This is a genomic window from Acetobacter persici, assembly GCF_018256955.1.
In the GTDB taxonomy this organism is placed as follows: domain Bacteria; phylum Pseudomonadota; class Alphaproteobacteria; order Acetobacterales; family Acetobacteraceae; genus Acetobacter; species Acetobacter persici.
This window is the reverse complement of record NZ_JAERKU010000004.1, coordinates 130,290-151,011: the sequence shown is the minus strand read 5'-3', so window position 1 is coordinate 151,011 and position 20,722 is coordinate 130,290. Positions and strand designations below refer to the sequence as shown.

Here is a 20,722-nt window from a genome sequence, read left to right as displayed (position 1 = left end):
AGACATTCCGGGTTTTCCGGTTCCGGATGAGCCGGGTTGGCCTCAGTCTGCGCGGCCTGACATCAGCGCCAGCCCTTCGGCTACGGAGACAAACTCGCCTCCGGCATCCACGCGCTCTTCTCCAAAACGGTTGATGAACAGAGAGCGCACCGCAGGCACAAAGGATGTGCCGCCGGTCAGAAAGACGCGGTCAATATCGGACGCGGCAAGGTTTGAATTTTCAAGCGCCTTGTCCACAGCACCGGCAAACTGGGCGAGGTCCGGGGCAATCCAGCTTTCAAACTCCTGCCTCGTGATGGTGCGTTCTACCTTCAGCCGTTTATGCTGGAAGGTCAGCACCGTGCTCTCTGCGGAGGAAAGCGCGCTTTTGGCGGCCCCAACAGCGCGGTAGAGCGCCTGCCCCTGCTGGTCATTCACCAGATCAAGCAGAGCGCGGAGTTTTTCCGGCTCGGCTGCGGTGCGGATAACGTCTTCAATATCACGCAGGGTCTGCGGCGTGCGCATCAGGGCCAGACGGTGCCAGTGGCCAAGGCTTGCGTACCATTCAATCGGCACCGGTAAGGGCTGGCCGCCCATAATGCGGTACGTGCTGTCCCGCCCCAGCAGGGGCGCAATGACGGTGTTGATAATGCGGTAATCAAACTGATCCCCCGCAATCCCGACGCCCGCATGCCCGAGCGGCGTGGCGCGGCCTGTGGCCGGGTCAAACCGCAGCACCGAGAAGTCACTGGTGCCGCCGCCAAAATCGCCCACCAGAATGGTGGTGGGTTTTTCCAGCCGCTGCGCAAAGCGCCAGCCTGCCGCTTCCGGTTCCCACGCAATGCCAATGGGGCCGAACCCTGCTGCGGTAAAGCTGTCCCGCAGGCGCTGCTCGCCCAGCGCATCATCCGCGCGGTCTCCGGCAAAATGCACGGGCCGGCCGACCGTGACCTGCACGGAGGCCGGGTCAATCTTCACGGCCTGCATCAGATGCGTCAGGAACCGGGCAATCAGCATTTCCAGCGTCATGCGACGGCTGAAAATCTGTGTCTCGCGGAAGGATTTCTGCGCGAGGTAGGACTTCATGGACATGATCATGCGGCTTTCCGCAGGATCTTCCAGATAGGCATCCACTGCTGCCGCCCCAATGCCTTCATGCAGCTTCAGGCGGCCGCCCTCTTCATCATGCCAGAAGCAGAGCAGGGTGCGGCAGGTCTCAGACGCGCCGTGGTGCGGGAAGGTAAACCGGGCGGTCTCTGTGCGTCCGTCCGGGTGGGCCAGCACCACCACGCTGTTGGTGGTGCCGAAATCAAGACCAATTTTCAGGCTGTTGGAAGGCGTCGTCGTCATGTTTCAGCGGGCAGCCTGCGGTCTGTCGGTTGCGTCAAAACGGAGCGGTTCGCCAAGGGCTTTGTCCGCCAGCGTGCCTTCCCACATGACCTGATTCCCACGGATGATGGTGCCCACCGGGCGGCCCGTGACGGTCTGGCCCGCAAAGGGAGACCAGCCACAGCGGGAGGCCATCCAGCTCTGTTCCATCGTCCAGCGGGACTTGAGGTCCACAATGGAGAAATCCGCATCATACCCCACGGCAATACGGCCCTTGCGCACCAGCCCGAACAGGCGCTGCGGCCCGGCGGACGTCATGTCCACAAGGCGGCGCAGGGTGAGGCGGTTATTGGCGACGTGATCCAGCATCAGCGGCAGCAGAGTTTGCACGCCCGGCATACCGGAGGGGGAGGCCGGGTAGGGCTTTTCCTTGGCGGAGAGCGCATGGGGGGCGTGGTCGGAGCCGATAATGTCCGGCATGCCCTGACTGACCCAGTGCCACAGGCCATCCCGGTGCGCGCCGGAGCGGATGGGCGGGTTCATCTGCGCCAGCGTGCCCAGACGCGGGTAGGCTTCTTCCCCGGCCAGCGTCAGGTGCTGCGGCGTCAGCTCACAGGTAGCAATGTCCCGGTTTGCTGCAATCAGTTCCAGCTCCGCAGGCGTGGTGATGTGCAGGATATGCACCCGCCGCCCGGTTTTGCGGGCCAGATGCAGCGCGCGGGTGGTGGCGCGCAGGGCGGTTTCATCATCCCGCCAGACGGGGTGGGAGGATGGGTCTCCCTCCACGCGGTAATCCATCCGTTCCTTCAGGCGGGCTTCATCTTCCGCATGAATGGCCACACGACGCATGCCGGACCGCAGGACACGCTCCAGCATATCATCTTCTGAAATCAGCAGGTTGCCGGTGGAAGACCCCATGAACACTTTGACGCCTGCCGTGCCGGGCAGCTTTTCCAGTTCACCACACTGGTCCGCGTTGTCCACGGTCGCCCCCACGTAAAAGGCGTGGTCACACCACATACGGTGTTTTGCGCGGGAGAGCTTGTAGGCCACAGCTTCCGGCGTGGAGGTCGGCGGGCGGGTGTTGGGCATTTCAAACACGCCCGTCACGCCGCCCAGAACAGCGGCGCGGCTGCCGGATTCGAGGTCCTCATTAGCCTCGGCACCCGGTTCACGGAAATGGACCTGCGTATCAATCACGCCCGGCAGAATGGTCAGCCCCGTGCAGTCTATGGTGCGGCCTGCGTCAGCCTGCCCGCCTATGGCGGCAATCAGCCCGTCCCGCACATACACATCCGTCTGCACGGTGGCGTCTGGCAGCACAACGGTGCCGCCTTTCAGAACCAGATCGTAAGACCCGCGGGCCTGAGCGGCAACGCTGCCCGGTGTCGGGCCAGAGGATGTGGGGGAAGAGGACATGGCGTTTTTTCCTGTTCTGGCGGAAGGCAAAAGGAAAAGGCGAGGGGAGAGCGCGGGGTAACGGGAGAAATGAGTCGGAAAGGCTCAGAAGGCGGGAGAGGCCGCGCCGGAGCGCAGCCCGTGCCGTCCTCAGGATGCGGCGGGTGTTTCCCGCGTGCGGGTGCGCAGGGTCACCAGTTCCTCGGCGGAGGTGGGGTGAAGACCAATGGTGCGGTCAAAATCCTGCTTGGTCAGACCAGCCGTGACAGCCACGGCAACGCCCTGCAACATCTCCGGAGCATCATCGCCCAGAATATGTGCGCCCACGACTTTCTGGCTGTCCTGCTGCACAACCAGCTTCATGACGGTCTTGCGGTCCTTGCGGCCACTCAGCGTGTGGCGCATGGGGGTAAAGCGGGTGAAGTAGATGTCCACCACGCCATGCTGCGCGGCTTCCTCTTCCGAAAGACCGACAGAGGCCAGCGGCGGTGAGAAGAAGACGGCCTTTGGCGTGGTATCGAACGCCCACTCACGCGGCGGTTCCTTGCCGAACAGGCGATCAGCAAGGTTATGGCCTTCCGCAATGGCGACGGGGGTCAGGTTGATGCGGTCCGTCACGTCCCCAATGGCATACACGCCGGGTTCCGTGGTCTGGCTACCCGCATCCACCGTAATCTGCCCGTGTTTGCCGATTGCGATGCTGGTCTGGTCCAGCCCAAGTTTTTCAATCTTGGGTTTTCTGCCGGTCGCAAAAAATACGCAGTCCGCTTCCAGCGTCTGCCCGTTATCCAGCGTGACGGTATAGACCTCACCCTCTTTGGTGATGTGCTTCGGGGAGGTGTGCGGATGCTGGGTAATGCCGCGCACGGTAATGGCTTCAGCCATAGCGGCGCGCATGTCTTCATCAAACCCGCGCAGGGGCAGGTCCTGCCGGTAGACGAGGTCAACCTGTGACCCAAGACCTGCAAAAATCCCGGCAAATTCCAGTCCGATATAGCCGCTGCCCACAAGCACCACGCGCTGGGGGCGGGCGGGCAGATGGAAGGCGTCATCGGACGTAATGGCCAGCTCAGCGCCCGGAATATCCGGGCGGACAGGCGTGGAGCCGGTTGCAATGACGATATGTTTTGCCGTGACGGTGCGCGGGGCCTCATCCGGGGCGAGCGGAGAGGCTTCAACCCGCACGGTATGCGCATCCACAAAACGGGCATGGCCCGTCAGCAGGGTGATGCCTGCCTTTTCCAGCATGGAGACGTAAATGCCGTTCAGGCGGGTAATTTCTTTGTCTTTGGCGGCAATCAGGGTGGCCCAGTCATGCGTGCCGCGGGTGGAGGACCAGCCAAAGGCGTGGCTGTCATCCACCATATCGCCATACTCGCTGGCCTGAACCATCAGCTTTTTGGGCACACAGCCCAGATTGACGCAGGTGCCGCCCCAGTGGCGGCTTTCCACTACGGCCACGCGCGCGCCATGCCCTGCGGCAATACGGGCGCAGCGCACCCCGCCGGAGCCTGCTCCGATGACAAGAAGATCAAAATCATGCGTCATGGCGCAGCCTCCGTTTGGTCAGTGTTGGGGCGCTGGCAGCCCGGAGACCGCCAGCGGGCAAAAAGCCTCAGCGTTCAGCAAAGGCCTTTTCCACGACGTACGAGCCGGGGTTGGACATATTGCCTTCATCAAACCCGCGGGCCTGAAGCAGGGCTTCCGTATCGGCCAGCATTTCTGGTGACCCGCAGATCATCACGCGGTCATGCTCGGGGTCCAGTTCCGGGATGTTCAGGTCCGTAAAGATCTTGCCGGATTCGATCAGCTTGGTGATGCGGTCGGTCACGGCAAAGGCTTCACGCGTCACAGCCGGGTAGTACAGCAGCTTGCCGGACACGTCCTCGCCCAGAAACTCATGTTCCGGCAGTTCATGGCGGATGTGGTTCGCATAGGCCAGTTCACCGGAGATACGCACGGTGTGGCTCAGGATCACATGCTCGAACCGCTCATAGCAGTCCGGGTCCTTGATCAGGCTCATGAAGGGAGCCAGACCCGTGCCGGTGGACAGGAAATACAGGTTCCGGCCCGGGCGCAGGTTATCCAGCAGCAGCGTGCCGGTCGGCTTGCGGCCGATCAGCACCGTATCCCCCACTTTAACGTGGCGCAGGCGGGAGGTCAGCGGGCCATCCGGCACGGCAATGGAGAGGAATTCCATTTCATCGGCGTAATTGGGGGAGGCAATGGAGTAGGCGCGCAGCAGCGGCTTGCCGTCCAGCTCGATCCCGATCATGGCGAACTGGCCGTTTTCAAACCGCAGGCCGGGGTCACGCGTGGTGGTGAAGGTGAACAGGCGGTCCGTCCAGTGATGCACCGTCAGCACTTTGGCCGGATACAGGTTGCCGTATTCCTTGGTGGGGGGGGCAAGGTGCCACACACCGTCCTGACCTTCGACCGGCAGAAGGCCTGTCGGGACTTCAGAGGCCGTCATTTTCGGCAGAATGTCGGAAAATGTTCCGGTTGACGTTTCAGACATGGTTTCAGACATGGGCCGCTTATACTCCGCTTGCAGCAGATCGAGAGGATATGCCCCGTAGCCGGCCTGTGGTCCCGGTGCGGACTCTTGAACGGCACGGAGGCGTGCTTCTGGTCGTGGCGCGTTTCTAAGGGGCAAGGCGGCGCGACGCCAGTGCAAATTCATCACGCGTCGCTTTCTGGCAGTGCACAGGTGCGGTTTTATTGCTGTTTCAGCCATTGTTCCGCCCGCGCGGATGCCGCATGAATACGGCTATGACATCAGAGACTTTCGCATCCCCCGCCCGTGAGGCCTTTGCCCGTGTTTCCGCCCGCACCGGGCTGAGTATCGAGCCACGGGAAGAGCAGGATGTTCTGCGCCGTATTGCCCGCGCGCTGGAACCCGGTGCGCGGGATATTCCGGATGAAACCTACCGCGAGATTCTGTGCGTTGCCCGGCGCAAGAAACGCGTCTCGCGCCTTGTGGACCTGACGCGGCGCAGTGGCCGGATCTGGGTTTCACGGGATGAAATTGAAGAAGCCGTTGGAACGATAGAAGATCCGGAAGCGGATGACAGAGCGCTGGAGCGTGCTCTGGCCCCCGTCTCCCGCGCGCGGCTGCGGTCTTACGGGGCCAGCCCGCGCGCGGTGTTTGAGACAGTTCAGGCGGATCTGGTGGATACCGGGCGCGTGCTTTCCCCGCCTCAGACAGACCTGTTGCTGATGGCTATTGCGCTGGCGTTTGACCTGCCAGAGGGCGACCCGTTTCTGGATACCGCCCGGCGGGAGGAAGCACAGCGCCAGAAGGTTGCCAGCACTATTGAGCGCACGGCGCGGGAAAAGCGTGAGAAAGAAGAATCGCGCCTCCGCACGTGGGAAGAAAGTCTGGTGCCGTTTCAGGAGGTGCCGCGCCTGCTGCGCTGCTCCCATAAGGAAGCGTTGCGCTGGATTGCGGAAAATCGCCTGCCCGTCGCGCGAAAAGTGCGCGACTCGGGGGACCGGGAACGCTGGGAGTTTGACCCGGCGGAACTTATTGCCCTGCGCGGCAAGCTGGGGGAGTGGCGGAACGGGGGTGTGCCGGCTGCTGTCGGGGCAGGCGGCAAGGCTCCGGACATGGGCCGGAAGGTGGCCAATTCCGTTATTGCCCGCGTGGCGGCGCTGGACCGGTACGTTGCTCATTTCCGCACAGCGCGGGCGCTCAACCGACGCATTACTCTCGTCACCGGCCCGACCAACAGTGGCAAATCCTACACGGCGCTGAATGCGCTGGCGCAGGCGGAAAGCGGCCTTGCGCTGGCTCCCCTCCGCCTGCTGGCGCATGAATTTAAGGAAGCACTGGCTTCGCGCGGGGTTGAGGCCTCTCTGGCAACCGGGGAGGAGCGTATTGTCGTGCCCGGTAGCCGCCATCTGGCGGCCACGGTGGAAATGTGCCCGTTCCATAATCCGGTGGATGTCGCGGTCATTGATGAAGCACAGATGCTGTTCGATACCGATCGCGGAGCAGCATGGACGGCGGCGATCATGGGGGCTCCGGCCCGCCATCTGTATGTGCTGGGCGCGCCGGACTGTATTCCCATGGTGCGGCGCATTGCCGAACTGTGCGGGGACCCGCTGGATGAAATCTCTCTGGAGCGCAAAAGCCCGCTCAAACCGGCGTCCCAGCCGGTGCGGTTGCAGGAGCTTCAGGCCGGGGATGCGCTGATTGCCTTTTCACGCCGGGAGGTGCTGGACCTGCGGGCCGCCCTTATGCAGCACGGACGGCGCGTGGCGGTGGTGTATGGCGCGCTCAGCCCGGAGGTCCGCCGGGCGGAAGCCCAGCGTTTTAATTCCGGCGCGGCGGATATCCTGATCGCGACAGACGCCATTGGCATGGGGCTGAATCTGTCCATCAAGCGCGTGGTGTTTGCCGCACTCAAAAAGTTTGATGGCAAGCAGACGCGGGATCTCACGGTGCAGGAGGTCAAGCAGATTGGCGGTCGCGCCGGGCGCTACGGCAAGCATGAAGTGGGCGTCGTGTCTGTTCTGGCAGGGGCGGGCAGTCCGGCCTTTATCCGCCGTCAACTTGATGCGGATGCTGAAATTCCGGAAGATCTGCGGCCTTTCGTTCAGCCGGATGCGGATATCGTCAAGGCTGTTGCGGCGGAAATCGGGTCAGAAAGCCTGTACGGCGTGCTCTCCCGTATTCACCGTGCGGTGTTGCGGAAGGATGACCCCAATTATCGTCTGGCGGATATGGAGCAGGCGTTTGCCATTGCCTCAGCACTGGAAGGGGTGGAGGGGCTGGATCTGACAACCCGCTGGTCTTACGCCATGTGCCCGGTGGATGACCGGGATAATGGCATCCAGCGTTTGGTTGGCTGGGCGGCGGATCATGCCGCAGGCCGCCGCGTGCTGCCGCCGGGCACCGGGCGCCTGCCTCCCAGTGAGCGTGCCAGCCGGGAAGAGCTGGAGCGCGCGGAAAAGCGGCATAAACGTCTGGTGGCATGGCGGTGGCTGGCTTTACGCTTCCCCGAATTCTACCCGGACCGGGAGGACGCCGAGGAGACTACGCGCCGCCTGAATGAATGGATTGAAAACGTCCTGCGCCAGCAGAGCCGCACCCGGAGTGCCGCACCGGGCGGGAGTTCCCGCAGGCGGGGTTAAGAGAGGTATCGCGTGTGACGTCGCCGCGAAGGAGCCTTCATCATAATGGATGCTTTGCGCGAAATATCGACTTTGCTTAAGGCAGACCCATTCCGGTGGCGTCTGCTAGGACTGGTGCGTGACCTGAGATTGCCGGATGCATGGATTGGCGCGGGCTTCATACGAAATGCTGTCTGGGATCATTTACATGGTCGGACAGGATCTGAGTTGCTCAGCGATGTGGATGTTATCTGGTATGATCCAGCACGGCCGGACCCTGAAACAGACCGAAGCTATGAAGCTTTCCTTCGGGCAGCAGAGCCCAGTGTTTCGTGGTCAGTGAAAAATCAGGCGCGCATGCATGAGCGTAATGGCGACCAGCCTTATTCATCCAGCATTGATGCCATGCGTTACTGGCCTGAAACAGCAACAGCGCTCGCTGCCCAACGCAGCATGACCGACGCGTGTTATCTAGCGGCCCCTCTGGGCACAGACGACTTGATGAATCTGGTCCTGCGGCCAACGCCGCATTTTGCCCGTAACAGAATGAAGGACTACCACGAACGGACGCAGGCAAAAGGATGGACCAGCATCTGGCCACGCCTGACGCTGGTTAGCGGATAATAGATAGTCTGTTGCCGCCGGTCGTGTCCTACCAGGCCACCCCGGTCAGGCGTTCGGATGCATCCCACAGGCGGGCTGCCGTGCTGATTTTTTGTGCGGAGGGCGGTACGTGGGCCGGGCCGGGTGGGCCGCGCCGTTCGCCCGCGCCCTGCGGGCCGTAATAATCGCCATCCCGCGCGGCGGGTGAGAGTGCGGCATATAGCAGCGGTTCCGCGCCACGGGCGGCAGACTGCCCCATAACACGCAGGATCGCGGTGCCAAGCACGCGTTCGGCCTTGCCCACAGCATCCGGCAGGCTGGAGGCCGGGCCGTTGGCGATAATGGAGGTGGAAGACCAGCCCGGATGCGCTGCGCGGGAATGGATGTTCCAGCCATTTTCTCCGGAACGGCGGGCCAGTTCCCGTGCAAACAGCAGATTGGCCAGTTTGCTTTGCTGATACGCGCCAAACGGGCTGTAGCGATGGCGGGACTGCAAATCATCAAACTGGATGGTGTTTTTGCAGGCGGCCAGACTGGCGACGGTCACAACCGTACCGCCACCGGAAGCGGCTTCAAGCAGCGGGCGCAGGCGGGTGGTGAGTGCAAAATGGCCCAGATGATTGGTGCCAAACTGCATTTCAAACCCGTCTGCCGTTTCCTGTCTGTGGGCAAGGGCCATGACGCCAGCATTATTCACCAGAAAATCCAGCGTGCGGGTGCGACTGGCCACGTCCGCGGCACAGGCGGCAATGGAGTCGAGCGAGGACAGGTCAAGCGTCAGCAGGTCCACCTCAGCACCGGGGCAGCGGGTCTGAAGGGCCGCCAGAGCGGCTTCGCCTTTTGCTTTACTGCGTACGGGCAGCAGCAGGCGCGCGCCACGTGTGGCCAGACCACAGGCAACTTCAAACCCAAGGCCGCTATTGCCGCCCGTCACCAGCGCCACACGGCCTTTCAGGCCGGGCTGGCGGTTGGTTACGGCCCATTCGTGCTTGCCGATCATGAAGGCATAATCCGCAGGCGTTCATCTTTTTCTGCTGCCGCCAAGGCTTCCTCCGTCAGACGTTTTTCATTGCGTTTCAGGAAAAGGAACGAGACGACGATGATTGTCGCGGCGCAAACCCCAAAGACAATCCCCAGTGGTCCGGAAAGCCGCAAAACCTCGTTCCCCAGCAAATAGGTGCAGATGGCATAGCCGCCTGCCCAGCAGATGCCGCCCAGCGCATTATGCCATAGGAACGTATGCCAGGGCATATGGTTCGCCCCGGCCAGCAGCGCGACAAACATCCGCAGCACGGCAATAAAACGGCCAAAAAAGACAACCGACCCACCGTGTTTGAGGAACACATAGCGTCCCAGCAGCAGGCGGTTGGGGGTCAGACCAAATTTGGGCCCATATTTCTGTAACAGCCGCAGGCCCAGCGCCCGGCCAATCAGATAGCCAAAATTATCCCCCATAATCGCGCCAATCACGGCAGCAATGACCACCCCACTGATATTGAGCTTATGGGTTGTCGCGCAGAACAGCGCGCCGGTGATGATCAGACTCTCGGCAGGCAACGGAAACCCCATGCTTTCAAGCATGACCACCACACCAATCACGGCATAGCCGTAATGGGAGAACAGGCTGTTCAGGTAATGCAGTGAAAAAATGGATTCGAGAGAGTGTAACAGGATAAAAAATCCACTTCAGGCTGGGCGTGTGACAAAGGGTGCAGCAGGAACAGTCTCCGTTGCAAGCTGTCAAGTGCTGCGGTGTTACAGGTTGCAGGCCAGCAGAAGCGGCGTGGCGGATACCCTTCTTTTGCCCGCATATCTGCCGGGGCCGGTTTTTCGGCCGGTTTTTCCTGCCGGATGTCTGTCTCTGGCGTCCATATTACGGTCTGATGGCGTATAGATTACGGTTTGAGAGAACCGACAGCAGCAGCCTTGGAGAGCCTTCATGATGTCTGATCTGACTTTTTCGTCCTCCACACGGCCTCAGGGCGCGCCGCCTGTGCCCTGCGGCACATGGCCCTCGCGCGTTACGGCGGCTCTGGTGGCGGGGAAAACGCTCTCGCTGTCTGAAGTCAGTGCCGATGGCAACGCCGTGTTCTGGCTTGAGCGTCGCCCGGCGGAAAAAGGCCGGTCTGTTCTGATGCGCTGGACCGAACAGGGCGGGGCGACGGAAGCTCTGCCTGCCAGTTTTGATGTCGCGACCCGTGTGCATGAATATGGCGGGGGCGCTTATGCCGCACGCGCCGGGCGTCTTGCGTTTTCGGACAAACACACGGGCGCCGTCTGGCTGGTGCCGCAGGCGGGCGCGCAGCCTGTCCGCATCACGCAGGGGCAGGATCTGCGCTATGCGGATCTGCGATTTGACCGCCTCGCGACAACCGTTCTGGCTGTGCGGGAAGATCATCGCGCCTCCGGTGAGGCCAAGGCCGCTCTGGTGGCGCTGAAACTCCCGGCAGGCAGCGCGCCGGCGGAAGAGGTTGTTCTGTATAGCGGCCCGGATTTTCTGTCGTCTCCGTCGGTTTCGCCAGACGGCGCGCGCATGGCGTGGGTGGAGTGGCAGCATCCGGACATGCCGTGGGACGCCACGCGCCTGTGTCTGGCCGATGTGGAGCACGATGCGGAAGGCCGGATTACCGCTCTGCGTAACCGCAGTGTTCTGGCCTGGGCAGAGCAGCGCGAATCCGTCCTTGAACCTCGCTGGACGGAAGACGGGCACCTGCTGAGCATCTCGGACCGTTCGGGCTGCTGGACGGTCTGGACTGTTCAGCAGACCGGGGGTTCTGCTGCGCTGGTACCCTGCACCATGCCAGAGGGTGAAATTGGCCAGCCTGCGTGGGTGTTTGGTCAGCGCAGTTATCAGCCATTGCCAGAGGGAGGCTGTCTGGTGCTGGCGGTGCGCGATGGCCGGACGGCCTGCCTGCATCAGCCCGAGCATGGGCAGGCGACTGCATTTATGGCCCATGCTGACCAGTGCCCTGTGCCACTGGCGGATGGACGGTTTGCCTGGCTGGAGGTGCCGGGGGACGCTCTGCCTGCTGTGGTGGTCGGGAGCGGAGCGCAGGGGGTGGAACAGGTTCTGCAACGCGCCGCAGAGCTGGATCTTGCGCCTGCAGATATTGCACGAGCGGAAACCATTCGTTTCCCCGTGCCGGGGCAGGAGGGTGTTGCGGGCCACGCTCTGTTCTACCCGCCCGCCAACAGCCGGGCCTCCGTGCCGGAGGGCACGTTGCCCCCCATGATTGTGCAGGTGCACGGCGGGCCGACAGCCCGTGCGCAGGAAGGGTTTTCCTTCAAGGTGCAGTGGTGGACGTCTCGCGGATTCGCGGTGCTGGATGTGAATTACGGCGGCTCCACCGGATTCGGCCGGGCATGGCGGGAACGGCTGAATGGCGCATGGGGTGTGGTGGATGTGGCGGATTGTATCGCCGCTTGCCAGCATATGGTGGCCACAGGCCGCGTAGACCCGAAGCGCCTCGCCATTCGTGGTTCCAGCGCGGGCGGTATGACCGTGCTGGTGGCCCTTGCCGAATCGGACCTGTTTGCGGCCGGTGTCAGTCTCTATGGGGTGACAGATCTGCGGGCACTGGCGCAGGAGACGCATAAGTTCGAGGCGCGGTACCTGGACGGGCTGATCGGCCCATGGCCGGAAGCCGAGGCCATCTATCTGGCGCGGTCACCGCTGTCTGTTGCGCATAAAATCAAGGCGGCCGTTCTGCTGTTGCAGGGCTCTGATGATAAGGTTGTGCCGCCGGGGCAGGCGCATGCCATGGCCAGAGCGCTGGAAGAGGCAGGCTCTCCCTGCTCTCTGCATGAATTCCCCGGTGAGGGGCATGGCTTCCGGCAGGAAGAGACAATTCGCAAAGCGCTGAAAGAAGAACTGGCCTTTTATGGTCGCGTTTTCGGGTTTTAACCGCCTGCGCAGGGGATACGTTTTTGTGATCAATAAAAACCTTCCGGCGCGGCGACGTTTTTTTATCTGCGGACGTTAAGACCCAAAAAAGGAAAAGGCCGAATCCTCCTCCCGGACGATTCGGCCTTTTTGCATGCGCTGGCGGGTTATCGCCGGGGTCAGTCTTTATAGCCCGGCGTATAGATCAGGCTTTCAATCCATGCCCGAATATCCTGCGGGCGTTCCACCGTGGCTGCGCCCTGATCAAAAATGAATTCGGCAATGCGGGTGGCGGAGGTGATGGAGACTTCCAGAATCTCGCTCTGCGGTGGGAACAGGCGGCCACGCTCCTGTGCGGCAGGATCAACCTGATCCGCCAGTGCCTTTGCGGCTTTGATCACCATATCATCGGTAATCAGGTCCGGGCATGTGGCGTAGACGGCCAGCCCCAGAGCCGGGAAAATATAGAAATTATTGGCTTGCCCCGGATAGAAGGTCTTCTCGTTCAGCGTGACTTCCGGATATTGCAGGCCTGCGGCAAACAGCGCCCGGCCATCGGACCAGCTATAAGCCTGTTCAGCCGTGCATTCTGCGTTTTTGGCAGGCAGGGAGAGCGCAAAAATCACGGGGCGCTCATTCAGCGCCGCCATTTCTTCCACAACGGCCTGCGTAAAGGCCCCCCCACAGGTGGAAACACCAATCAGAACGGTCGGTTTTACAGCTTTGATCGTGGCCAGAAGGTCACGTGAGGGTGGCATGTCCTTCGCAAAACGGGCCTGCTGGGGGGAGAGGTCGGTGCGGGAAGTTTCCAGCAGCCCGTCCACATCCATCAGCGTCATGCGGGAGACCGCATCAGCTTCTGACAGGCCTTCCTTCTGCATGGCCGTAACCAGCATATTGGCAATGCCCAGACCAGAGGAGCCCGCACCGAGGAAGAGGACGCGCTGCTTCGTCAGAGGCTCGTTCTTGATGCGGAGCGCGGTAATCAGGCCCGCAAGAGTGACTGCCGCCGTGCCCTGAATATCATCATTATAACAGCGGACACGCGGGAAATATTTTTCCAGATACCGGATGGCATCCGTGCCTTTCCAGTCTTCAAAATGCAGGCAGCAACGGGGGAAGACGGTCTGCACAGCCTGCACAAACTCTTCCACAAACTCGTCCAGCACGTCCTGAGAGGGCGGTTCGCGCCGCAGGCCGAGATAAAGGGGGTCAGCCCGCAACGCACTGTTGGTTGTACCGATATCAAGCTGGATGGGGAGCAGCACTTTCGGCGGCACAGCCCCGCAGGCCGTATAGAGGTTCAGTTTGCCGATGGGGATACCCATCCCGTTCACGCCGATATCGCCCAGCCCCAGAATGCGGCCACCCGTGGTGACGCAAATCACCCGGACATCATCCACCGGCCAGTTGCGCAGCACCTCTTCAATCCGGCCTTTCATCTCCAGACTAATGTACATGCCACGGGGGCGGCGATAGATATGGCTGAACTGCTGGCAGACGGCAGCCAGTGTCGGCGCATAGATAATCGGCACAAACTTGGCCGGGTTGGACATCAGAACCCGGTAAAACAGGGTCTCGTTCTGGTCCCGCAGGCCGCTCAGATAAATATAGCGCTCAAGGTCGCTGGGTTTGGCTTCCAGATGCCGGTGAATACGCTCAACCTGCCGGTCCAGACTTTCAACATGGGTTGGCAAAAGCCCTTCCAGACCATACTGCCGCCGCTCCTCAGCCGTAAACGCTGTACCCTTGTTCTGACTGGCGTCATTCAGGAGGGACATTCCCCGGGGGTGAGGTGTGGAGGCTGTTGGCATTATAAACCCTTCAAACATGTGAGACCGGCAAACACATTTCCCGACGAAAAACGGCAGAAAAATGCGGTTCTTATTTTTATGGCGTCGAAAGTAACAAAATTTTCAGTGCGGAAGTCTGAGAATTTCAAGAGGGAGCCATGTTCTGCGCAGAAAATAACAGGAGGCTGCCACCCGCTCTGCCACCGGAGTTTTCCATGCATGGCCAGAGAGAGGGAGGTCTGCTTTGTGTCCTCAGAACGCTGCATCGCGCAGACAGTTCAGGAACGCAGCGCATAAAAAAAGAGGCGGCACAGGGCCACCTCTTTTTAAAATATCTCAGATCCGCAGACTGGACAGGTTCAGAGTTTTTCAACCTGACCATATTCCAGATCGACCGGGGTCGAACGACCGAAAATGGAAACGCTGACTTTCAGGCGTCCCTTTTCTTCATCAATTTCTTCAATTACCCCGTTGAAGGAGGTAAACGGCCCATCCGCCACGCGGATCTGCTCACCCACTTCAAACGTCACGGCAGAACGCGGATGCTGGATGCCTTCCTGCGCCTGCTTGATGATCCGTTCAGCTTCTGCTGCGGAAATCGGGGTCGGGCGGTTCTTGGTGCCAAGGAAGCCCGTAACTTTCGGGGTATCCTTTACCAGATGCCAGGACTCATCCGTCATTTCCATCTTCGCCAGCACATAGCCGGGGAAGAATTTGCGCTCAGCATTCACTTTCTGGCCGCGACGCATTTCGATGACTTCTTCTGAGGGAACCAGAATTTCATCAATATGGTCAGCAAGGCCCTTCTGTTCTGCCTGCTCGCGAATATGCTGGGCGATTTTTTTCTCGAAGCCCGAATAGACGTGGACCACGTACCAACGTTTGGCCATGTCGTTTCCTCAGCCTCCCAGCCCGAACAATTGACGCACGCCGAGACCAATCAGCTGGTCAACGACAAAAAAGAAAACAGATGCAAGCCCGGCCATGGCAAGAACAGCACCTGTTGTGATGAAAGTCGCACGTCGGGACGGCCATGTGACCCGTTCGGCCTCGGCACGCACATCACGCAGAAACTTACCGGGACTGACCGACACGCACTATCCTCTCTCCGCTGCCCGGCCCGGTGTGATCCGGACAGACGGCGCAGCCAATATTCTCTCTGTCAGAAAACGCCGCAGGTCCTGCGGGGCTTTCCAGCCAGTGTTGTCTGGCAGGGGTGGAGGGTCTCGAACCCGCAACCTCCGGTTTTGGAGACCGGCGCTCTAGCCAATTGAGCTACACCCCTGCAGTCCGACAAGCCGACGCGGAAAGCAGGTATAACGGAAATCCGTCAGCCTGACCACCCATAGCGGCCCGTGCAGGAGGCGGAAGAAAATATGTTGCGGCCCTAAAGTCAAGAGGCAGAAAACAATATCCTGCCAGAATGTGACAAGACGGTGAAAAAAGTCCCCGTGTCAGGGGCTTGCGAAAGGCGATGCTTTGGGGGTAAGAGAAACCCACAAACCGAGCGCGGGCGTAGCATAGTGGTAATGCAGTAGCCTTCCAAGCTTCTGAGGAGGGTTCGATTCCCTCCGTCCGCTCCAGTAAATTCCCAAAAATAAAAAAATTTCTTCCCCGTGGTGAGATCTGCTTTTGCGGTATCCGGATGCCGTGGGCTGCTGCCGGAGGCCAGGTGGTCACGGACTCAGGCACGCGGTGATATGGATTCGCACTTTTTTCGGTGCCCCCTCCATTCCAGCCCTGCAAAATCTGCCCGGACCCTTCCTTCCCGCGTCCCGTCGATTGAGGGCCACATTTCAGGAAAAGATTTTCGGTGTTGTTTTTCAGGGCGGCGGATACGGAAAAGCAGAGTGTGCCGTCGCTTCCTGAGATGTTTTTTTGCCGGAAAGGTCATTTTCCTGCCGGTGGAGGAATGAAAACCGGGGGTGCCCGCTCATTTTGGGCGAAGCTGCCGGTTGCGTGGCAAGTTTCAGCATGCTAGAGGCCGCGCCGACGCATGCTTGTGGCTCCTATACAGCCAGAGGCGGAGTCATGTATGTGGAATGCCGGCGCGCACAGAAGGAAAGAGCCTAAAGAGTGGTGGCCTCGGGCGTAACGACAGCACAATCTGTTGCTTTTGCTTCCAACGGTCTTGAAGGCCGTTATGCAACTGCGCTTTATGAACTCGCAGCGGAACAGCAGCAGCTGGATGCAGTGCTTGATGAATGTGCGGCACTTGCCCGCCTGATTGATGAAAGTGCTCCGTTGCGCACTGTTCTGGATGATCGGCGGCTTGATATCCGTGTTTCCCGCAAGGCTGTTCTGGCCGTGCTGGACGCACAGGGTTTTTGCCAGACTCTTAAGAATTTCGTGGGTGTTGTTGCTGACAACCGCCGTCTGCCAAAACTGCGGCAGATCATGGCGGCAGTCGATGCCCTCGCTTCCGCCCGCCGTGGGGAAGTGGTTGCGGATGTTACGTCCGCTCAGCCGCTTACCACCACGCAGCGCGCCCAGCTTCAGGTCCGTCTGGCCGAAGCCGGTTATTCCCGCATTACTATCCGTGAGCGTGTCGATTCCTCCCTTCTCGGCGGCCTTGTCGTCCGTGTTGGGGCCAAGCTTTATGACGCCAGTCTTCAGACCCGCCTGTTTCGTTTGCATTACGCCATGAAGGGAGCCGCGTGATGGAAATCCGTCCCGCAGAGATTTCGGATATCCTCAAGCAGCAGATTGCTTCGTTCGACAAAGAATCTGATGTTGTCGAAACCGGCACTGTTCTGTCTGTCGGCGACGGCATTGCCCGTGTGTTCGGCCTGCAGCATGTGATGGCAGGGGAGCTGGTTGAGTTCCCGGGCTCCGGCCAGAAAGGCATGGCGCTGAACCTTGAGAGCGATAACGTTGGTATCGTGATCTTCGGTGATGACACCAACATCCGTGAAGGTGACACCGTCAGCCGTTCCGGTGTGGTGGTTGAAGTCCCGACAGGCAAAGGCCTGCTTGGGCGTGTTGTTGACGGTCTGGGTAACCCGATCGACGGCAAAGGCCCGCTGGCCGATGTTGAAATGCGCCGCGCTGAAGTGAAGGCGCCCGGCATCATGCCGCGTCAGTCCGTCAGCGAACCGATGCAGACCGGCATTAAAGCCATTGACGCCCTCGTGCCCGTCGGCCGCGGCCAGCGTGAACTGGTGATTGGTGACCGTCAGACCGGCAAGACCACCATTCTGACCGATACGATCCTCGCGCAGAAAACCGTTAATGACGAAGGCGACGATAAAAAGTCCCTTTACTGCATTTACGTTGCAGTTGGTCAGAAGCGTTCCACGGTTGCACAGCTCGTGCGTCTGCTGGAAGAAAAAGGCGCGATGAAATACTCCATCGTCGTCGCTGCAACCGCGTCCGATCCGGCTCCGCTCCAGTATCTGGCACCGTATGCTGCCTGCGCTATGGGTGAGTATTTCCGTGATAACGGCATGCACGCTCTGATCTGCTATGATGACCTGTCCAAGCAGGCTGTGGCGTATCGCCAGATGTCCCTGCTGCTGCGTCGTCCGCCGGGCCGTGAAGCTTATCCGGGTGATGTGTTCTACCTGCACTCCCGTCTGCTGGAACGCGCTGCAAAAATGTCTGACGCCAACGGCGCCGGCTCTCTGACGGCTCTGCCGGTCATTGAAACGCAGGCTGGGGACGTCTCTGCTTACATCCCGACGAACGTGATCTCCATCACCGACGGCCAGATCTTCCTTGAGACCGATCTGTTCTACCGTGGTATCCGTCCGGCCGTGAACGTGGGTGGCTCCGTCTCCCGTGTTGGTTCCGCAGCACAGATCAAGGCGATGAAGCAGGTTGCCGGCAAGATTAAGCTGGAACTGGCTCAGTATCGTGAAATGGCTGCGTTCTCGCAGTTCGCGTCCGATCTGGACCCGGCAACGCAGAAGCAGCTTGCCCGTGGTGCCCGTCTGGTTGAACTGCTCAAGCAGCCCCAGTCTTCTCCGCTGACGGTTGAAGAACAGGTGATTGTCCTCTTCGCAGGCACCCGTGGCTTCATCGACGGCATCGCTGTTGATAAGGTTGTGGCGTGGGAACACGCTCTGCTGGCTGATCTGCCGAACGGTGGCAAAGATATTCTGGCAACCATTGGTAAAGAGCGTCAGTTGTCCAAAGACACTGAAGCCCGCCTGACGGAATATCTGACAACCTTCAACCGCAACTTCGGCGGCTGAGGAGCAGGACCTAATCCATGGCTTCCCTCAAGGAACTCCGCGCTCGTATCGGAAGTATCAAGTCGACACGGAAGATCACCAGCGCGATGAAAATGGTCGCGGCCGCAAAATTGCGCCGCGCCCAGGCCAGTGCTGAGGCGGCTCGTCCGTATGCAGCCGCCATGCGGCGGATGCTGGGTGAACTTGCTGCTGCCACGAAGGGGGAAGAAGGTGCACCGCGTCTTCTGGCCGGAACGGGGCAGGATAAGGTTCATCTGCTGATCCCGATCACGAGTGATCGCGGACTGTGCGGTGGCTTTAACTCCAACGTGCATCGCCTGACGCTCCAGACCATCAAGAAACTTCAGGCTGAAGGCAAAACCGTCAAACTGCTGCCGGTTGGCCGTCGCGCCCTGAACTTTTTTAACCGCGAACATGCAGACCTGATCGTTGATAAGGTCATCGGCTTTAGCGGCAAGGAAGTTCCGTTTTCTGTGGCGAGCGACCTCGGCGATAAGGTGAACGCCCTGCTGGAATCTGGTGAAATCGACGTTTGCACGCTTGTGTTCAACAAGTTCCAGAACGCGATGACGCAGACACCGGCCTGCCTGCAGCTTGTCCCGATGGTGATGGATGATGCCCCGGCAAAAGCTGGTGCGGTCGCTGCCACGGCAGAAGATGCGGCACAGTATGAATTTGAACCGGATGAAGCAACGCTGCTGGCAATGCTGCTTCCGCGGAACCTGCAGGTTCAGATCTACGCTTCGCTGCTGGAAACAGCCGCAGGTGAGAACGGCGCCCGCATGACGGCCATGGATAACGCAACGCGCAATGCAGGCCGGACCATCGACAGTCTGAGCAAGGTCTATAACCGGACCCGTCAGACCAATATTACTAACGAACTGATCGAAATCATTTCGGGCGCACAGGCTGTCTGAGCCCGCTCGTTTGCCCCGCAGGAGCTGACCCATGTCGGATACCACAACCCAGACCCAGGCCCCTGCGGCCACGAAGACCAATTCTGTTGGCCGCATCACCGAGATCAGAGGGCCGGTTGTTGACGTGCAGTTCGAAGGTGAACTGCCGAAAATTCTCAACGCCCTTCATGTGAAGCTGGGTGAACAGACTCTGGTGCTCGAAGTGGCCCAGGAAATTGGCGAGCACGAAGTGCGCTGCATCGCCATGGATACCACTGACGGTCTGGTCCGTGGCGCAGAAGTGTCCGATACCGGCACGCAGATTTCTGTTCCTGTCGGTCCTGAAACCCTTGGCCGTATCCTGAATGTCATCGGCGAGCCGATTGACGAAAAAGGCCCGATCAAGACCGCACGTCGCGCCCCCATCCACCGTGATGCGCCTTCTTTTGAAGAACAGGCAGCGGCTTCTGAAATCCTGATGACGGGCATTAAGGTTGTTGACCTGCTCTGCCCGTACCTCAAGGGCGGTAAGGTTGGCCTGTTCGGTGGTGCCGGCGTCGGCAAGACCGTTATTATTCAGGAACTCATCAACAACATCGCAAAGGCGCACGGTGGTGTGTCCGTGTTTGCGGGTGTGGGTGAGCGTACCCGTGAAGGGAACGACCTGTATTACGAAATGCAGGATGCTGGCGTTATCAAGCTGGATGAAAACAACAACACCGATGGCTCCAAGGTGGCTCTGGTGTTCGGTCAGATGAATGAACCGCCGGGTGCCCGCGCCCGTGTTGCTCTCTCCGGTCTGACGCTGGCTGAATACTTCCGTGACGAAGAAAGCCAGGACGTTCTGTTCTTCGTGGACAACATCTTCCGCTTTACGCAGGCTGGCTCTGAAGTGTCCGCTCTGCTGGGCCGTATTCCGTCCGCAGTGGGCTATCAGCCGACGCTGGCAACGGAAATGGGCGCGCTGCAGGAACGTATTACGTCCACCAAAAAGGGCTCCATTACGTCCGTTCAGGCCGTATATGTCCCTGCGGATGACCTGACCGATCCGGCTCCGGCTGCAACCTTCGCGCATCTTGATGCAACAACCGTGCTGAACCGCTCCATTGCTGAAATGGGCATCTACCCGGCTGTTGACCCGCTGGATTCCACGTCCCGCTCTCTGGACCCCGCGATTGTGGGTGAAGAGCACTACAACGTGGCTCGCGATGTGCAGCGTATCCTGCAGACCTATAAGTCCCTGCAGGACATCATCGCCATTCTGGGTATGGATGAACTGTCTGAAGACGATAAGCTGATCGTGGCCCGTGCACGCCGCATCCAGCGCTTCCTGTCTCAGCCGTTCCACGTGGCTGAAGTCTTTACGGGCGCACCGGGTAAGCTGGTTTCCATTGCTGACACGGTTCGTTCCTTCAAGGCGATCTGTGCCGGTGAGTATGATGATCTGCCGGAAGCTGCGTTCTACATGGTTGGCACGATTGAAGAAGCCGTTGCCAAGGCAGAAAAAATGAGGGAATCGGTCTAACA

16 protein-coding genes and 2 tRNA genes are annotated in these 20,722 nt (G+C 60.2%); 8 read left to right on the top strand and 10 right to left on the bottom strand.

The genetic code is table 11. The annotated features are described in order from the left end of the window. Positions 1–42: 42 nt before the first annotated feature. The 4 genes from JK199_RS07180 to JK199_RS07165 form a co-directional block, all read right to left on the bottom strand. Complete coding sequence (locus tag JK199_RS07180; RefSeq protein ID WP_212374830.1) at positions 43–1,329, bottom strand: Hsp70 family protein; 1,287 nt, start codon at positions 1,327–1,329, stop codon at positions 43–45. 3 nt (positions 1,330–1,332) lie between these two features. Continuing rightward, complete coding sequence (locus tag JK199_RS07175; RefSeq protein WP_077930727.1) at positions 1,333–2,727, bottom strand: dihydroorotase; 1,395 nt, start codon at positions 2,725–2,727, stop codon at positions 1,333–1,335. A 129-nt stretch (positions 2,728–2,856) separates the two neighbouring features. Further along, positions 2,857–4,254: a glutathione-disulfide reductase gene (gene gorA / locus JK199_RS07170; RefSeq protein WP_212374828.1), complete on the bottom strand. Its 1,398-nt coding sequence runs from the start codon at positions 4,252–4,254 to the stop codon at positions 2,857–2,859. A 67-nt stretch (positions 4,255–4,321) separates the two neighbouring features. Next, positions 4,322–5,179 carry a ferredoxin--NADP reductase gene (locus tag JK199_RS07165; protein WP_086654595.1) on the bottom strand — a complete coding sequence of 286 codons (858 nt, stop codon included), beginning with the start codon at positions 5,177–5,179 and terminating at the stop codon, positions 4,322–4,324. A 299-nt stretch (positions 5,180–5,478) separates the two neighbouring features. Between JK199_RS07165 and JK199_RS07160 the strand changes: the two genes are divergently transcribed. Beyond that, entirely contained in the window at positions 5,479–7,845 is a 2,367-nt protein-coding gene (locus JK199_RS07160) for a helicase-related protein (RefSeq protein WP_212374826.1), read from the top strand. A 45-nt stretch (positions 7,846–7,890) separates the two neighbouring features. Beyond that, positions 7,891–8,448 (top strand): nucleotidyltransferase family protein, encoded by a 558-nt coding sequence (locus tag JK199_RS07155; RefSeq protein WP_212374824.1) that lies wholly within the window; start codon positions 7,891–7,893, stop codon positions 8,446–8,448. A gap of 28 nt (positions 8,449–8,476) precedes the next feature. Here JK199_RS07155 and JK199_RS07150 read toward each other — a convergent pair whose 3' ends face one another. Then, complete coding sequence (locus tag JK199_RS07150; RefSeq protein ID WP_212374822.1) at positions 8,477–9,427, bottom strand: SDR family oxidoreductase; 951 nt, start codon at positions 9,425–9,427, stop codon at positions 8,477–8,479. Then, positions 9,424–10,026 carry a DedA family protein gene (locus JK199_RS07145; RefSeq protein WP_025825926.1) on the bottom strand — a complete coding sequence of 201 codons (603 nt, stop codon included), beginning with the start codon at positions 10,024–10,026 and terminating at the stop codon, positions 9,424–9,426. Before JK199_RS07145 ends, JK199_RS07150 begins: the two co-directional genes overlap by 4 nt. Before the next feature lie 340 nt (positions 10,027–10,366). Between JK199_RS07145 and JK199_RS07140 the strand changes: the two genes are divergently transcribed. Continuing rightward, entirely contained in the window at positions 10,367–12,331 is a 1,965-nt protein-coding gene (locus JK199_RS07140) for a prolyl oligopeptidase family serine peptidase (RefSeq protein WP_212374820.1), read from the top strand. Positions 12,332–12,489: 158 nt separating this feature from the next. Here JK199_RS07140 and JK199_RS07135 read toward each other — a convergent pair whose 3' ends face one another. From JK199_RS07135 to JK199_RS07120, 4 genes are all read right to left on the bottom strand, one after another. Then, positions 12,490–14,124 carry an NAD-dependent malic enzyme gene (locus JK199_RS07135; protein WP_212355223.1) on the bottom strand — a complete coding sequence of 545 codons (1,635 nt, stop codon included), beginning with the start codon at positions 14,122–14,124 and terminating at the stop codon, positions 12,490–12,492. Positions 14,125–14,462: 338 nt separating this feature from the next. Next, the gene (gene nusG, locus JK199_RS07130) at positions 14,463–14,993 is read right to left on the bottom strand and encodes a transcription termination/antitermination protein NusG (protein ID WP_025825928.1); all 531 of its coding nucleotides are present in this window, start codon (positions 14,991–14,993) and stop codon (positions 14,463–14,465) included. Between the two features lie 9 nt (positions 14,994–15,002). Further along, a complete protein-coding gene (gene secE, locus JK199_RS07125) occupies positions 15,003–15,197 on the bottom strand; it encodes a preprotein translocase subunit SecE (RefSeq protein WP_025825930.1) in 195 nt (64 codons plus the stop codon). A 114-nt stretch (positions 15,198–15,311) separates the two neighbouring features. Then, positions 15,312–15,388 (bottom strand) — tRNA-Trp (locus JK199_RS07120). A 224-nt stretch (positions 15,389–15,612) separates the two neighbouring features. On the opposite strand from JK199_RS07120, the gene JK199_RS07115 reads away from it, so the two are divergent. From JK199_RS07115 to atpD, 5 genes are all read left to right on the top strand, one after another. Then, a tRNA-Gly gene (locus JK199_RS07115) sits at positions 15,613–15,686 on the top strand. Positions 15,687–16,179: 493 nt separating this feature from the next. After that, positions 16,180–16,764 carry an ATP synthase F1 subunit delta gene (atpH, locus tag JK199_RS07110; protein WP_212374818.1) on the top strand — a complete coding sequence of 195 codons (585 nt, stop codon included), beginning with the start codon at positions 16,180–16,182 and terminating at the stop codon, positions 16,762–16,764. Continuing rightward, positions 16,764–18,299: a F0F1 ATP synthase subunit alpha gene (atpA, locus tag JK199_RS07105; RefSeq protein ID WP_077930719.1), complete on the top strand. Its 1,536-nt coding sequence runs from the start codon at positions 16,764–16,766 to the stop codon at positions 18,297–18,299. Before atpH ends, atpA begins: the two co-directional genes overlap by 1 nt. A gap of 17 nt (positions 18,300–18,316) precedes the next feature. Next, positions 18,317–19,216, top strand: a complete 900-nt coding sequence (locus JK199_RS07100; protein ID WP_212374816.1) for a F0F1 ATP synthase subunit gamma — start codon at positions 18,317–18,319, stop codon at positions 19,214–19,216. A 31-nt stretch (positions 19,217–19,247) separates the two neighbouring features. Further along, the gene (atpD, locus tag JK199_RS07095) at positions 19,248–20,720 is read left to right on the top strand and encodes a F0F1 ATP synthase subunit beta (RefSeq protein ID WP_025825939.1); all 1,473 of its coding nucleotides are present in this window, start codon (positions 19,248–19,250) and stop codon (positions 20,718–20,720) included. Positions 20,721–20,722 lie beyond the last annotated feature (2 nt).